The organism is Kosakonia sp. BYX6 (genome assembly GCF_038449125.1).
Classification (GTDB): domain Bacteria; phylum Pseudomonadota; class Gammaproteobacteria; order Enterobacterales; family Enterobacteriaceae; genus Kosakonia; species Kosakonia calanthes.
Genome location: NZ_CP151800.1, coordinates 802342 through 816766, shown reverse-complemented (window position 1 = coordinate 816766; position 14425 = coordinate 802342). Strand labels below are relative to the sequence as shown.

Annotated in this window: 13 protein-coding genes and 1 pseudogene; 5 read left to right on the top strand and 9 right to left on the bottom strand. The window is 52.1% G+C overall.

Features of this window, described 5'->3' with window-relative positions; translation table 11 throughout:
• Positions 1–11: 11 nt before the first annotated feature.
• From AAEY27_RS03835 to budA, 7 genes are all read right to left on the bottom strand, one after another.
• Entirely contained in the window at positions 12–2483 is a 2472-nt protein-coding gene (locus AAEY27_RS03835; RefSeq protein ID WP_342323598.1) for a hydroxymethylglutaryl-CoA reductase, read from the bottom strand.
• A 175-nt stretch (positions 2484–2658) separates the two neighbouring features.
• Positions 2659–3576: a UbiA family prenyltransferase gene (locus AAEY27_RS03830; RefSeq protein ID WP_342323597.1), complete on the bottom strand. Its 918-nt coding sequence runs from the start codon at positions 3574–3576 to the stop codon at positions 2659–2661.
• 398 nt (positions 3577–3974) lie between these two features.
• A complete protein-coding gene (locus AAEY27_RS03825; RefSeq protein ID WP_342323596.1) occupies positions 3975–5519 on the bottom strand; it encodes an MFS transporter in 1545 nt (514 codons plus the stop codon).
• A 474-nt stretch (positions 5520–5993) separates the two neighbouring features.
• On the bottom strand, positions 5994–6161 hold the full coding sequence (locus tag AAEY27_RS03820; RefSeq protein WP_342323595.1) for a hypothetical protein: 168 nt from the start codon (positions 6159–6161) through the stop codon (positions 5994–5996).
• A 160-nt stretch (positions 6162–6321) separates the two neighbouring features.
• A complete protein-coding gene (locus AAEY27_RS03815) occupies positions 6322–7092 on the bottom strand; it encodes a (S)-acetoin forming diacetyl reductase (protein ID WP_342323594.1) in 771 nt (256 codons plus the stop codon).
• Positions 7093–7109: 17 nt separating this feature from the next.
• Positions 7110–8789 (bottom strand): acetolactate synthase AlsS, encoded by a 1680-nt coding sequence (alsS, locus tag AAEY27_RS03810; protein WP_342323593.1) that lies wholly within the window; start codon positions 8787–8789, stop codon positions 7110–7112.
• Positions 8790–8811: 22 nt separating this feature from the next.
• Positions 8812–9591 (bottom strand): acetolactate decarboxylase, encoded by a 780-nt coding sequence (gene budA / locus AAEY27_RS03805; protein WP_342323592.1) that lies wholly within the window; start codon positions 9589–9591, stop codon positions 8812–8814.
• A gap of 107 nt (positions 9592–9698) precedes the next feature.
• On the opposite strand from budA, the gene AAEY27_RS03800 reads away from it, so the two are divergent.
• Both AAEY27_RS03800 and AAEY27_RS03795 read left to right on the top strand, forming a co-directional pair.
• Positions 9699–10571: a LysR family transcriptional regulator gene (locus AAEY27_RS03800; RefSeq protein ID WP_342323591.1), complete on the top strand. Its 873-nt coding sequence runs from the start codon at positions 9699–9701 to the stop codon at positions 10569–10571.
• 289 nt (positions 10572–10860) lie between these two features.
• On the top strand, positions 10861–11088 hold the full coding sequence (locus AAEY27_RS03795) for a hypothetical protein (RefSeq protein ID WP_342323590.1): 228 nt from the start codon (positions 10861–10863) through the stop codon (positions 11086–11088).
• Between the two features lie 328 nt (positions 11089–11416).
• Here AAEY27_RS03795 and AAEY27_RS03790 read toward each other — a convergent pair whose 3' ends face one another.
• The gene (locus tag AAEY27_RS03790; RefSeq protein ID WP_342323589.1) at positions 11417–11890 is read right to left on the bottom strand and encodes a hypothetical protein; all 474 of its coding nucleotides are present in this window, start codon (positions 11888–11890) and stop codon (positions 11417–11419) included.
• A gap of 359 nt (positions 11891–12249) precedes the next feature.
• Between AAEY27_RS03790 and yghU the strand changes: the two genes are divergently transcribed.
• The 3 genes and pseudogenes from yghU (at position 12250) to fucR (ending at position 14175) form a co-directional block, all read left to right on the top strand.
• On the top strand, positions 12250–13113 hold the full coding sequence (gene yghU / locus AAEY27_RS03785) for a glutathione-dependent disulfide-bond oxidoreductase (RefSeq protein WP_342323588.1): 864 nt from the start codon (positions 12250–12252) through the stop codon (positions 13111–13113).
• 133 nt (positions 13114–13246) lie between these two features.
• A pseudogene (locus AAEY27_RS03780) lies at positions 13247–13349 on the top strand (sensor domain-containing diguanylate cyclase); the annotation flags it as partial.
• A gap of 115 nt (positions 13350–13464) precedes the next feature.
• On the top strand, positions 13465–14175 hold the full coding sequence (gene fucR / locus AAEY27_RS03775) for an L-fucose operon activator (protein WP_342323587.1): 711 nt from the start codon (positions 13465–13467) through the stop codon (positions 14173–14175).
• Here the strand turns inward: fucR and hybG are convergent.
• Positions 14166–14420 carry a hydrogenase maturation factor HybG gene (hybG, locus tag AAEY27_RS03770; RefSeq protein ID WP_342323586.1) on the bottom strand — a complete coding sequence of 85 codons (255 nt, stop codon included), beginning with the start codon at positions 14418–14420 and terminating at the stop codon, positions 14166–14168. The two genes, fucR and hybG, sit on opposite strands and share 10 nt — an antisense overlap.
• Positions 14421–14425 lie beyond the last annotated feature (5 nt).

The following is a 14425-nucleotide window of genomic DNA, read 5'->3' as shown; positions in this document are numbered from 1 at the left end:
GTTAATTCCTTTTAAAACCGATGTTGGGTGAGTTCGACCAGCCGCGCCCATGTTTTCAAAATCGGGGGAAACCACGGTTGCGGATTGACGTGATGGAGCATTAAGTAAAACGACAACCGCCGGAGGCCATAATCGCGCAGCGCCAGGCAGTAACCGCGATACCACTCCTGGGCATGAACCGGCGTGCCTAGCTGGTTTGCCAGTTGCTGGCGGTGAAACTCCACATGACGCATGACCTCTTGTTTGGTCGCGGTTTCTGTCAGGGTGTAGGTCAAGAGTTCGGCAAGATCGCGCTGCGGAACATGCACGGTCGCCAATTCCCAATCCCAGCAGCACAACCGCTGGTTCTCCTGTCGTAACGCGATATTGCGGGTGCTGAAATCGTTGTGTACCAACGTGCGCGGCAGGGAAGAGATCTCGCGCCACTGCGCCGCGCTGGTTTCCGCGCAGGATAACCAGTGATGCAGCATTGAGGTGTTGAACAACGCCGGATAAGTGCGATGGCTGAAATCGGCGATCTCCTGCCACAGCGGAACCATGCCGGCAATCTGCTGCTCATCGGGAATAACGATGTGCTGAAAGCGTGTTTGCAGGGCGTCTGGCTCGCGATACCAGCGCGCATGAACCTCGGTGATGCCTTTTAACGCCGCGTTGATATGCGCAGGCTGCCAGCGTAGACCGCGCGAAATACTGTTCAACATCGGTTCATGCTGGAGCAACTCCTCAATAATGACGCTGTGTTTTCCGTCTTCATACGTGCCGTAAAGTGTTGGCATATGGCGGGTAAACGCCGGATCGGTTTGCGTGACGATCGCCATTTCCCGTTCCCGCGCGTGGCTGAATTCGCTGTACGGAAGCCAGCGTTCCAGATGTTCAAGAATGGTCGGCGTGCAGCCCGCAGCCAACGACGCCATCAGACTGGCGATGGCGCTGGTTTGCGGCTTGTTTTTCACAATTACCTCGGCGTGGGTGCCGTCATCGCGCTGCAACCGGTAGGCGAAAATGCCGATCGGCAATATCGTCGTGTTAGGGCTGAGGGTGGTGAGAATACTGCTCTGGTTGCCCTGCCAGCGAGCCGGTGCGATTTCGACCGGCGGGCGCGAACCCCAGGCGGGGGTATAGCGAGCGTGGTGAAAACAGTGGATCAACGGGTCGCTGATCCCTTTGCCGGTGTGCCCTTTTCCGCGCTGGCGGCCCAGGGTTTCATGGGATTTGGCGAATTCATCGCTGGCTAGCGCGCTAAGCGTTGAGATGTCCAGCGCCAGGCAAAACGCGGCGATGATTTCTGCCAGCCTTTGGCTGCCGTTTTCCCCCTGGCAACCGAGCATTGCCAGGCATTCCGCCTGATCGGGAAGGTTGGTGCCGCCGCCAACGGTGCCAATAATCAACGCTGGCAAGGTGATACTGCAATAGACGTTGCCTTCCGGGGTCAGGCGCATTTGAAGCTGTGAAAGCGAGGACTCATGGCTACAGGCAATGTCCTGACCGAGCGCGGTGAACATCGCCGCAATCGCATTGGCGGTGTTGATGTTCAGCCCGGTCATGCCTGCCGCCACGGAGCCTTCGCAAAAGCCGTGAAAAGCCTCAACCAGTTGCGCGGGTGCGATCCTTAATTGCGCCCGGCAGGCCGCTTCGCTCAGCGTGGCTTCGGCAATCACTTGCGTTCCCCTGCCCTGCGCAAAGCTTCCCCAGGAGGTTTTCTTATCACTGGACAGGTTGCTTTCCAGGATGTAGCGCTGCGGCGCCAGCGAGGGAGGAAGATGCGCGAGGATCCACTGGCAGGCCTGCCAGGTGCAGGTGGTGGTCATATTTTGCCCCGCCGCATCCGCCGTATGATAAACAAAGGCGAGATGCACGGCATTGCCGATCACGCGCGGGGTGAGTTGGGTGAGCCGCGCATAGCGGGAATGCAGGCCGACAACAGCGCGAATTTCCGTTAAATAGTCCTCCGCCCACGCGCAAAACGTGCGGCAGTCGCGCACCGAGCGGAATTCAAAACGCGGTACGCGCATCATTCGCTGGCCGATCACTTGTGCAGTGGCGCCGCCACTTTGCGTGATGGCGCTGGCACCCCGGGACATCGAAGCGACAAGCGCTCCTTCGCTGGTTGCCATGGGCGCATAAAATGTTCCCGCGGCGAATTGCCCCTTAATGAGCAGCGGCCCGGCGATACCCACCGGGATTTCAACAGAGCCGATAAACCCCTCAAGGTTCTTTTTTAATTTTTCAGCCTGCAAACGGGTGGCGGCAATCTGCTCAAGGCGATGGCCGGTATGCTGTCGCAGATACGCGAGCCTCTTTTGCCGATCGTCTTCACTCCACGAATAAAGGTGCCGTTTGGGTAAGGCGACCGCCGCTTCTGCTTTTTCCTCGCGAGGACGACAAAGCTTTAATTGCCAGTAGCATCTTTTTGTTTCTTGCTCGCTGCGGCAAGTTAATGTCGCTAACCAGTCGCCGCTCTGCTGGCGTTCTTTCGTCAACACTTTCATTGCGGGTAAACGAAGGGTTTGCCCATATAACGATAAAGCCACCTCCGATAATGAATTTAAAGAATTACAGCGCTCTTCCGTTGGCAGTAATAAGGTAAAAACATTAGGTTGAACATCCACAATTGCGGCAGTTATTGCATCATCCATAATTAAAAACTCCCCAGTGTATTTAGTCATACAGTGCAACAATGCAAAGCAGATAGCCTGCCATCATCGCTAAGCCAACCATCAATTCATTTCTTTTTCTGTTCACTTTATTGGATGCGATTAGAAAGCGAACCAGTTGTCCTATCGTAAAAAGCGTGAGCACACCGCTAATACTATAAAACCAGCCAGGCACGGCACCTTTGCCATTTAAAATCAGGAGATATTGCATCAGCGCCATCGCGCACAATAATAAAATAATAAAGAAGACCGATAATGGCCGCCCGTATAATTGCGAATATGTAGTAACTTCAGGCCTATCTTCATCCGGGCCTTTGCATTTTCGCGTTATTTCAAAACTCAGGCCGGAAATAAAAGAGAGAAACATCAATAATACCAACGGGAGGGTGAGCGTCACGTGCGGATACGTTAAGGTTGCCAGCCACCAGATAATAAACGGCATGATCAGCGTATGGGAAAAGGCATAGAGGAAAAAGCGCTGCTTTAGCCACTCCGGGGCAAAAAACTCTTTGGTCATTAAGCCTGTCCAGAACAGGAGTAGCCCCCAGCTTATCAGCAGCGGTTTGAGTTCCGGCGACAGCCAATACATGCCCGCTAACTGCAAAATTACGCAAATAACACCGATGATTTTTAAGTGCGCCAGGCGAATGACACCGCGCTGCAAAACGCGCCCAGGATGGTGGATGCAGTCGTCTTTATAATCTTTATGCTCATCAAGTACGCGCAACAGCAAAAAGAAGGAAATAGACAATACGCTACCTACAATAATTGACATCAGGGACATACTTTTATTTTCCAGTGATGCAACACACATCGACAGAAAATAAATAACAACGAACAGCGGCAGATTAGCCAAAGGAAATCGTTCATGCACCCAGAGCATAAAACGTGAAAAGAAAGCGCTATTTTTAACATCCGACATAGTTTATCCCCTGCAAATAATGGATTGGTCATTTGCATATGAGAAAGCAATATCAATACGACATGATTTATTTGATAGATGGCAGTAATAACAAATTTATTATGGTGAAAGACCCCCACCTTTCCAATATAAACAAAAGGTAGAATCCTCCACATCCACGTAAACTTTCTCAATTGCCAACGCCAATATATGACCACATTCTTACACTTTCACTTTAAAAAAACGCTTGATGTGATCGCCATCAGATAATATTAACCAGCCATTATTCAGCCGATATAAAAGGCAAAGCAATGATACAAATTACTTTCTATTTTCTGGAGGGGAGTAAAGGATATGAGGAAATAACACACAGAGGAAAAATTCAGGCCATGCGCAGCGGCATGGCCTGAATGGAGATATCAGCTTAACGAGGATGAAGGCGTGGCGGATTTCATCGCTTTTGCCGGGGTTTCACTCCAGAGGTCGTCATAGCGGTAACCGGTGAGATCTTCCACAATATGGCGCGCTTCCGGGGTGACATTTTGCTTCAGACCGTTCGCTTTCAGGCGATCCATCTCTTCAACAAAAATCCGGTGCGTGCGCTTGTTCAAATGGAAAGTTAATGCCTGCCACAACGCCACCAGCAACAAACCCACCGTACCGACAAACAGCAGCATCACGATGGTGTTAATGGCTTCCTGCGGCTGTACCTGGCTGCCTTTGACAAAGCCACCGCTTTGCAGCAACAGACCGACCGCAAACGTCGCGATGGCAACCGTGGTTTTACGTGAGAATGTCATCACCGCGGCAAACAGCCCTTCACGGCGCTGGCGCGTGATCATTTCGTCAATATCCGGGATAAACGGAAAGACGTTCCACGGCGTGAATTCCAGTACGCAGCGCCCAATCTGGTACACCCCGGCGAGGATCACCAGCAGCAGCACTTTGTTTTCGGTTGGGAATTGATACACCAGGAAAAAGCCGCCAAGACACAGCATCATCAGGCTATAGGCGAAAACATACAGCCGCGCCGGGCCGTATTTGATGATCGCCACACCCGCAATCAGCGTGACCGGCAGGCCGACAATGCTCATCGATAGCAGCGTTCCCGCCAGCGAAGAAGAGACGTTCAGGCAGTAAACACAGAAGAAAACGAACACCGTGTTGTAGACATCTTTCGCGGTAAACGAGAACAGGTAGATAGCCAGATGTTTGCGAAACGCGCGCACTTTCAGCGTCGAGGCATAGTCTTTAAACAGTTTGCCAATGCCCGAGAGTTGCTGCGCCATGCTTTTGGCCTTCTCGGTTTTTTCCATTTCGGCCAGCATTTCCGGCGTCAATTCGCGCTCCCAGGTCACTTTCCACGACAGGAAGACGCAGAACATAAACAACACCGCAAAAACAATGCCGTTGATCAGATAAGCATCGGCATTTTTTTCGCCCAGCCAGCCGATAAGCAGGCCCGGAATAAACGTGGCGAGGAACGTGCCGGAAGCGGAAAGGAACATTCGGCAGGTCGAAAGCTTGGTGCGATCGTTAAAATCTTTGGTCATTTCTGAGGGCAAGGTCTCCCACGGGATCAGCACCATCGCGGCAATAATCTCGAACGCCAGGTAAACGGCGAGATAAAACCAGAAGTTCATGCCATTGAGCCACAGCAGAATATAAACCAGCATCAGCGGCGCGCCGATCAGTAAAAAGAAACGGCGGCGACCAAATTTTTTACCGAAATAATTTTTATAAAAATGGTCGGTAAAACTGCCCATAAATAAGCTGACGACCGCATCAACAATACGCGCGATCGCCACAATGGATGCTGCCTGCAGAGGTGATAAGCCAACAAAGGTGGTGTAGTAAAACAGCAGCCACGCGCCAATAACGGTAAATGCGCCGCCGCCCATAATATCCGTCATACCGTAACCGATACTGACGGGAATGGTGACTTTACGGTTTTTACGGGTCATCGCGTTTCTCCGCAGCCAACCAGACCTGTGCCATAAGTCTGTTCTATTTGTTTATTTATCATGGACATAAAAACTCCATAAGAGGATTGTTTTCGTTAAACCATGTCCAGTTTTTACTGGAGTCCGTTTACGACAAAAGCGTCACGGCGTTCACGTTATCCCTCTTCATATTTTTAAGTCTACTACCATACAAGTTTATATATCGGATTTGTGAGCAGTGGCATAAGGCGAGAAAAATTAGCCGGGCAAATGCTTAAAAAATGAAGAAATGAGAGATAGAGCTGGTTTTATTCCGCAGTATTGAGATCGTGAAATATAAATACATTCACTAAATGCATGAGGATAAATGATTTAATTTATTTCATAAATAAAACAGGACAGCGGGAAATAAAAAACCGCCTGATGTCAGACGGCTTTTAATCCACAGCGCACAGTTCATTCCAGTAGCTGTAACGCATGACCAGGTGAAAGCGCTCATTTTTCATCGTAAATCCATACGGAAGGATGGTAATCGAGGCCGTAAAGCAGGCCGAGCGGGATCAGCAGCGCGACATGGCGTCCGGAGTCATATTCTCCCTCTTCCACCCGCACTGGCAGCGTCGGGGCGAGGCGAGCCACCCACTGTTGCAGCAATCTCTTCATCAGCATGTTCTCACGTAAGGTTGAGACTGCCAGTTAACCGCAATTTCGTCGCTAACCAAAACGAGAATTTCTGCACAGGTTTGCCGAAAAACGCATATGCGGGCATAAAAAAGCCCCTGCGCATTCGCAAGGGCAAGGCTTTGTCCGAGCCGTAAAACGCTTAACTAAAGACCATGCCGCCATCAATCAGCAGCGACTGGCCGGTCATGTAATTGGAATCTGGCCCGGCAAGGAAAGAAACACAGGCCGCGACATCTTCCGGTTCCGACAAACGTCCAAGCGTAATGCGTTTGGCGAATTGTTCCGTGCCGTAACCCAGCGGTTGTCCCGCCGCTTCCGAGACCTGGCGGTCGATTTCCGCCCACATCGGCGTTTTCACAATCCCCGGGCAGTAACCATTCACCGTAATGCCAAGCGGCGCGAGATCGCGCGCGGCGGTCTGCGTTAACCCGCGCACCGCGAATTTACTGGAGCTGTACACCGCCAGTTCCGGGTTGCCGACATGCCCGGCCTGTGAACAGGCGTTGATGATTTTGCCGCCATGTTTTTCCGCTTTAAACGCCTGAACCGCCGCCTGGATCCCCCAGATAACGCCTTTGACGTTGATGTTATAAACCTTATCCACCACGTCCGGGGTAATCGACTCAATGGGCGTAGAAGGCGCGACCCCGGCGTTATTGACGATCACATCGAAGCCTTTGAGTTTTGTTCTCGCTTCTTCGACGGCGGCAAAAACCTGCTCGCGGTCAGAAACATCCACCGTCACGGCAATCGCGCTGCCATTGTGGCTGTTGATCTCGTCGGCCACCGCGTTGGCGGTCGCTGCGTTATAGTCAGCGACCGCCACAGCAAAGCCATCTTTTGCCAGGCGTAAAGCAATGGCTTTGCCAATGCCCTGACCGGCGCCGGTCACGAATGCGACTTTTTTCATAACATCTCCTTGGTTTATCAAAGAATCTGGCTGAGATTTAATTGCCCCATCAGCAGCGGGTTATCGCTGTAGTCCACTGGAATAGCGACCACCGCCGGGCCGTGCGTGTCCATTGCCGCGCGCAGTGTCGGCTCCAGTTGCTCTGTGCTTTCAACGGCAAACCCTTTCGCGCCGAAGGACTCGGCATAGGCTTTAAAATCCACCACGCCGAATTTAACGCCGGAGAGGCGCTGGTATTTTTTCTCTTCCTGGATCGCCACCATGTTGTAAGCATTGTCGACCCAGATAATGTGCAGCACATTCGCGCCCAGCCGGACGGCGGTTTCCAGCTCCATGCTGGATTGCAAAAATCCGCCATCGCCGGAAACGGACACCACTTTGCGCCCCGGATTAACCAACCAGGCGCCAATCGCCCACGGCAACGCGACGCCCATCGTCTGCTGGCCGTTGGAAATCATCATTTGGCGCGCGCGGAAACTGTAGAGATAACGGGCAATCCAGATATGGAAACTCCCCATATCCACCGTCAACGTCACGTCGCTGTTCACGATGTCCTGCATCGCCCGCACAATGCGCAGCGGGTGGATGGCGAACTGGCTGAGGTGTGCGCCTTTGCGGCTGAGCAGCTCGCGCTGATTGCGCCGCTCAATGAGGATTTCCGACGCGTGTGGTGAGAGGATCAGCGGCTGTTCAATTCTTGCCGCCAGCTTGTCGAGTGTGCCGGCAATATCGCCGATCAGTTCCACATCCGGGGCGTAATTACGCTCTTCATAGGCGGGCAGCACATCAATGTGCACCAATTTGGCGTCACCGATATTCCACATCGACGGTTCATATTCCACCGGGCTGTAACCGATGCTGATAACCAGATCTGCCAGATGCAGCAGCCTGTCGCCCGCCTGGTTACTGAACAGCCCAACGCGCCCGGCAAAACGGTTGAAATGTTGCTGATTGATGGCGCCCGCCGCCTGATAGGTGCTGGTGACCGGAATATGGCTTTTTTCCAGCAATTGATGCAGCGCGGCAGTGTTCTCCTGGCGGCTGGCCATTAAACCGAGCAGGATGACCGGATTTTTCGCACTGGCGATCAGTTTCGCCACTTCGTCAACCACCGAATCGGGCGCGGCGCCTAACTTCAGCAGCGCGCCGGACGGCAGGATATTCCCGCTGGCAGGTTGGTCTGAAATGTCCTGCGGAATGCTGACAAACGCGCTGCCTGGCCGCCCCTGTTCGGCGGCGCGAAAGGCGTTCGACACCACTTCGGCAATGGCGTCTGAAGACGAGATCTCCACCGCGTATTTGGTGACGGGGCTGAACATCGCCACCGTATCCATGCTTTGGTGCACCAGCTTGGCTTTATCCGCGCGTTTCACCGCGCCGCCCAGCGCCACCACCGGATCGCCTTCGCTATTGGCCGTCGCCATGCCGGTGATCAAATTGGAACAGCCAGGGCCGGAGGTCACCAGCGCGACCCCCGCTTTGCCAGTGATGCGCCCAACGGCTGCCGCCATAAATGCGGCGTTCGCTTCGTGGCGCACCGGAATAATTTGAATCGCTGAATCGAGGAGGGAATCAAACACTTTGTCGATTTTGGCGCCGGGAATGCCGAAAACCTGTTTAACGCCCTGAGCTTCCAGTTGACCCACCACCATGTCGGCACCGTGTGCCCACTGCTGTGTATGGCGTTCTTTGCTCATAAGTCACTCCTTTAAATGGGTATCAGCTTTCCACTGAACGTATTGCGGCATCCAGGTTGTCCGGGTGCAAATTCGCATTGAGGAACGCCGTGTCTGCAGGCAAATCAATCATCAATTGATAGATTTCCCCAAAGGTCAGCGTGCCGTTTTCGAGCTGATAATCGAGAAGATGACCGCCACCGCGGCGATCGTCAGTAATAAAGTGTTCGTGGTAGCCCGCGACGTTGATGCCCTGCATATGCTGCGGCGTGCGAAAGCCAACCAATACGCCGTCGCGGCCGTTGAAGCGAAACACGGGTTGATCGTCGAGAACATCGGTCATTGCGCGGTAAGGCGGCGTCTGGCGCGGCACGGTGCGGGTGTGCGCATGGCGAAAATGGCCATCAATGCGCAGGGCGCAAAACAGGTTATCGGAAGGGATCTGTTTATCGATAACCTCGTGCAACGCCTGGCGGCTGATCGGTTTATCAAACTGCTGGCGGTACTGCGGCTTGAACCAGGTCATCACCGCGAACGGCGTTTTCTGGTCGGCTTGCGCTTCGCGGGCGCTGCCGTCAGCGCGCAGTTGATAGACTTCACTGTTGAAGGCGATCAATTCACCGTCCAGCTCATTAAATGTGCCCAGCCCAAAATCGCCATGAGTGAGCAGATCTTTAATAGTCGTGCTACCTTCATAAACACCGCTAAGGAGGGCACTCATTAGCGATGTTTGATATATCACGCTGTTTGGCTTGCTTTTAGAAAAAGCACGAATTGTTTCCTGCAAATTTTCTTCACAAGAACAATCAGTTACTTGATTCATTATCGTTTCCCTCGCTGTGTGAACGATTAGAAAATCTGATTAAATATTGACTCGTTTCAGCGAGGGATTCCAATATACAAACCATCAGGGTTTGAGATGCTTTCGATATGGAACTTCGTTATCTACGCTATTTTGTCGCCGTTGCGCAGACGCAACATTTCACCCGCGCCGCAGAAATGCTGGGGATGTCGCAGCCGCCGCTGAGCCAGCAAATTCGCCGCCTCGAACAGGAAGTGGGCACGCCGCTGTTTCACCGCCAAACGCGCGGCGTCACGCTGACGGAAGCAGGCGAAGCGTTTTATGAAGATGCCTGCCAAATCCTCGCGATGAGCGATGCGGCGCTGGAAAAAGCGAAAGGCGTTGCCAGGGGAATCAACGGCAAGCTGTATCTTGGCGTCACCAGTTCCAACGCCTTCCACACGCGGTTTTTCTCGGTGCTGCGCCAGTTCCAGCATCGTTACCCACAGGTGGCGCTGTATCAAAAAGAGGACAATATGGCGACGTTGATGCAGGAGTTGGATGAAGGGGTGATTGATGTCGCGTTTGTGCGCCTGCCATGTGAAAACAGCAAAACGTTCAACCTCAAATTGATCGATGAAGAACCGATGCTGATTGCGCTGCACCGCACGCATCCGCTGTCCGCCAGAGCCGAAATATCCCTCACCGAGCTTCAGAAAACACCGCTCATTATTTTCCCGCAAGACGTGGCTCCGGGGCTTTATGATCTGGTGTACAACGCCTGTCTGCACGCGGGTGTGAATTTGGAAACCCGGCAGCAGGCGTCGCAATTCTCCTCGTCGCTGAGTATGGTGGCCGCCGGTTTTGGTTTCGCGCTGATTCCGCAATCCATGGCTTGTTCTGGACATCCACTGGTCACTTTCCATTCCATCGTCGAAAAGGCGCTGAAAACGGATGTCGCGCTGGCCTGGCGCAAGTTCGAGCGCTCTCCGGCGGTGAAACGTTTTATTGATAATTTCTGAAAAATGTCCACGTAACACAAAAAAATAATGCTAAGAACAGAAACTTTCAGCAGGGAAAAGCGCGGAATTTATATCTGGCAGAGATAAGAAACGGCTTAATATTGCCCTTAATTGCCGCTGAATAATCAAAAGATTAGGAAATCATTAAGCCTCAGACAAATATTTCACCTATTCTTATAGGGGATTTTCTGGCAACCTCTACTTTCCTTTCTGAGGGTAAAAAATTAACATCACCGTCGTCGTTCAAAATCAGGCATCGCAAACAACCTGAAACGGTAAGTAAATAATCATGAAAACTAAAAAGATAGACACAATGGCTCGCGTGGCTATGCGCAGTATGGGCTTGTCGGTTAAAGAAAAACGGGTTCGTTACCAGGATAAAATATTCACCTTCAAATATGTGTCCGGTCATTATGAAGTGTTTTTTGAAGGTGAAAAAGTTGACACCATCGAAACGGATAACATCAACCAGGCCGTTGCTGAATACAAAGACAAACATAACAAAGCCAGGCGCTGAAAAAACGTTAATCCCCTATTTTTTCAGCGGTTTTTGTGCCGCCGAATAGCGGAAAATAGCGCCCCAACACAAAAGTTAGCAACCTTACTATATCGCGCAAAACCATTCCTGAACCGGCTCACGCTCAGCCACCTGCATCACAGGCGGCTGAGCCAGTAAGCCGTTCGTGAGACGCAAAAGCAAACAAGCCGATATCCTCAGCAAATACCCTGCTGAAAATAAAAGATGCTTTATTTCGACTAAAGCCAAATATAAGTATTGAAGCTGCGTTATTTCTTAAGCACGCCACCAAAATATAAAATATATTTATTAAATCGCGACCAACGCTTTATTCGCTGTCCGTGGGTGTTGATTCACCGGGGGTGGCAATTTGCACTTGCTGAACCTCGGCTTGTTCCGTTGCTTCGCTGCCCTCTTGCTGCATTTGCGCCTGTTGTAACTCTTCTTGCGTCACCTCTTTACCGGAAAAGGCATCAATCATTTCCGTTCTGCCGTCCGGGTATTTCACCAGCGTCACTAGCCGCCCGCCAAATTGCGGAATACCCGACATCGCCAGCGAATAATCAATTTCATGATTTTCCGTTTTTTTTGTTTCGTGAACGGGCTGTTCGTCTTTGATATCCTTTATTTCTTTATGGCCTTCTACGCGACTGGAAAGCGTGACTTTGATGCTGTCATCCTGATAAGCGCTGCCGTCCGTTGGGCTTTCCGTATGGGTGGATAAAGCCGATTTGTGCGTTGTGTTTTCTTTTGTTGTCGCAAGCGGTGGGCTTGCCTGAATCGCCTGAATTTCCTGCATCATTATCTCCGCTATTTATGACCAGATAATTAGCTCATGACTCCTCCAGATTGAGTCGAAAAGAATACCCTCATATCGATTATCGACCGCCTAATAAAACATTTTAATAACAAATAATGGTTAATCTGCGGCCAATACAGCTGAATTCAAAATAAGCGAGCAGCGGTAAATAAAAATGACAATTTCGCTTAAAGCGAAGGAATATTAAAAAGTCTATTTTAAGTCAGATTATTTTATAAAAAATAACGTATAAGACTGGATAAAAATAGCGTAGCCGTTGCGTCATCACCGGAGGTAACTGCTACACTGCATGGCAAGTCGTTGCAATTCCATTCAACACACCAATAGAAAGGCAGACTAATATGTCAGACAACTATCAACCACCGAAAGTCTGGACGTGGGATAAATCCGGCGGCGGTGCGTTTGCTAATATCAACCGCCCGGTTTCCGGCCCGACACATGAAAAAACGTTGCCGGTGGGCAAACATCCGTTGCAGCTTTATTCGCTCGGCACGCCGAACGGCCAGAAAGTGACAATTTTGTTGGAAGAGCTACTGGCAAAAGGCGTTAGCGACGCGGAGTACGATGCCTGGCTGATTCGCATCGGTGAAGGCGAGCAGTTCTCCAGCGGTTTTGTCGACGTGAACCCAAACTCCAAAATCCCGGCATTGCGCGACCATAGCACCACGCCGCCGACGCGCGTGTTTGAATCTGGCGCTATCTTGCTGTATCTGGCAGAGAAATTTGGTCACTTCCTGCCAAAAGATCTGGCCGGGCGCACCGAAACGCTAAACTGGTTATTCTGGCTGCAAGGCTCTGCGCCGTTCCTCGGCGGCGGTTTTGGTCACTTCTACGCTTACGCGCCGGTGAAAATCGAGTACGCCATCAACCGCTTTACCATGGAAGCCAAACGTCTGTTTGACGTGCTGGATAAGCAACTGGCGAACCACAAGTTCGTGGCAGGCGATGAATATACGATTGCCGATATGGCTATTTGGCCGTGGTACGGCAACATCGCGCTGGGCAGTGTTTATGGCGCGGCAGAGTTCCTCGACGCTGGCAGTTATAAAAACGTGCAGCGTTGGGCGAAAGAGATTGCCGAACGCCCGGCGGTAAAACGCGGACGCATCGTAAACCGCACCAATGGCGAGCCACATGAGCAACTGCACGAGCGCCATGACGCCAGCGATTTCGACACCAATACCGAAGACAAACGCAGCGCGTAATCTTCTATACCGGGCGGCTTTTCGCCCGGTTCTTTTCCCCCCTCCCGGCACCTTCTGCTGTTTTTTTCACATCGTATTTACATAACGCCAATAAGTCGTAAAAATGCGTTTTATTTACCCATAAACCCGTCAAATGTCTGAAAGCGCGCTAAAACAGCAGATCCAGAACCTGAAAAAGCATAATGCCCGGCTGGTGCGGATAGCCCGCGATGCGCGTAATAAACTCAGCGCCGCGCATAACTGCCTGCGCGCGATTCTGGCGCCCTTCGAATTGGACAATGGCGAAGCGTCGGTTGGCGCGGCCATTGGTCAGACGCTGATGTTGCTCGCAACGCTTGCCGAGGCATCGCCATGAAAAACGTGCGCCAGCGGGCGATTTTGCAGCTTCTGAGCGATCACGAATCAATAACCACCGCCGCACTTGCCGCGCAACTCGGCGTGAGCGTGGAAACCATTCGCCGCGATCTCAACCTGCTACAAACGCAGGGCAAAATTGTGCGCCGTCACGGTCGCGCCCGCACGTTGCACGCCGCGTTTCAGGATGGCAGCGAGCCGTTTCGCGCCCGGCTTAAAAGCCACTACGCGGATAAAGCCGATATCGCCCGCCATGCGCTGAATTGGGTGGAAGAAGGCATGACGCTGGCGCTCGATGCCAGCTCGACCTGTTTTCACCTCGCGCGGCAGTTGCCGGATATTCCCTTAACGGTGTTTACCAATAGTTTGCCGGTGTGCGAAGCCGTGGCCCGGCGGCAAAACATTGAACTGATTTGCTCTGGCGGGCGCTTAGCGCGTACCGAGCGTTGTTACGTCAATCCGGCGCTTGCCGGGTTGCTGAAATCGCTGGAGATCGACCTGTTTGTCTTCTCCTGCGAGGGCATTGATGGAACCGGAGAGATGTGGGATTCGACCCGGCACAACGCGGCGTTTAAATCGCTGTTACTGCGCCGGTCACAACAATCGCTGCTGTTGATTGATAAGAGTAAGTTTTACCGCGCCAGTGAAGTGAAAATCGGCAACCTGTCGCTGGTCACCCATATGATCACCGACGCGCCTCACCCCTGAGGCGCAAAATCGTCAAGTTCCAGGTTTCTTAACGCTTCCAGCGTCGCCCGCGCTTCTTCTTCATCAATCACGCTCATGGCGAAACCGACGTGCACCAGCACCCACTGCCCCACCAACTCGCGCGGATGGCCTTCGCACACCAGTGCGATATTCACTTCGCGCTTAACGCCGCACACATCCACCTGCGCCAGTTGATGAAAATCTTCTCCAACGGCCACCACCTGGCCGGGCACGCCTATGCACATTTCGC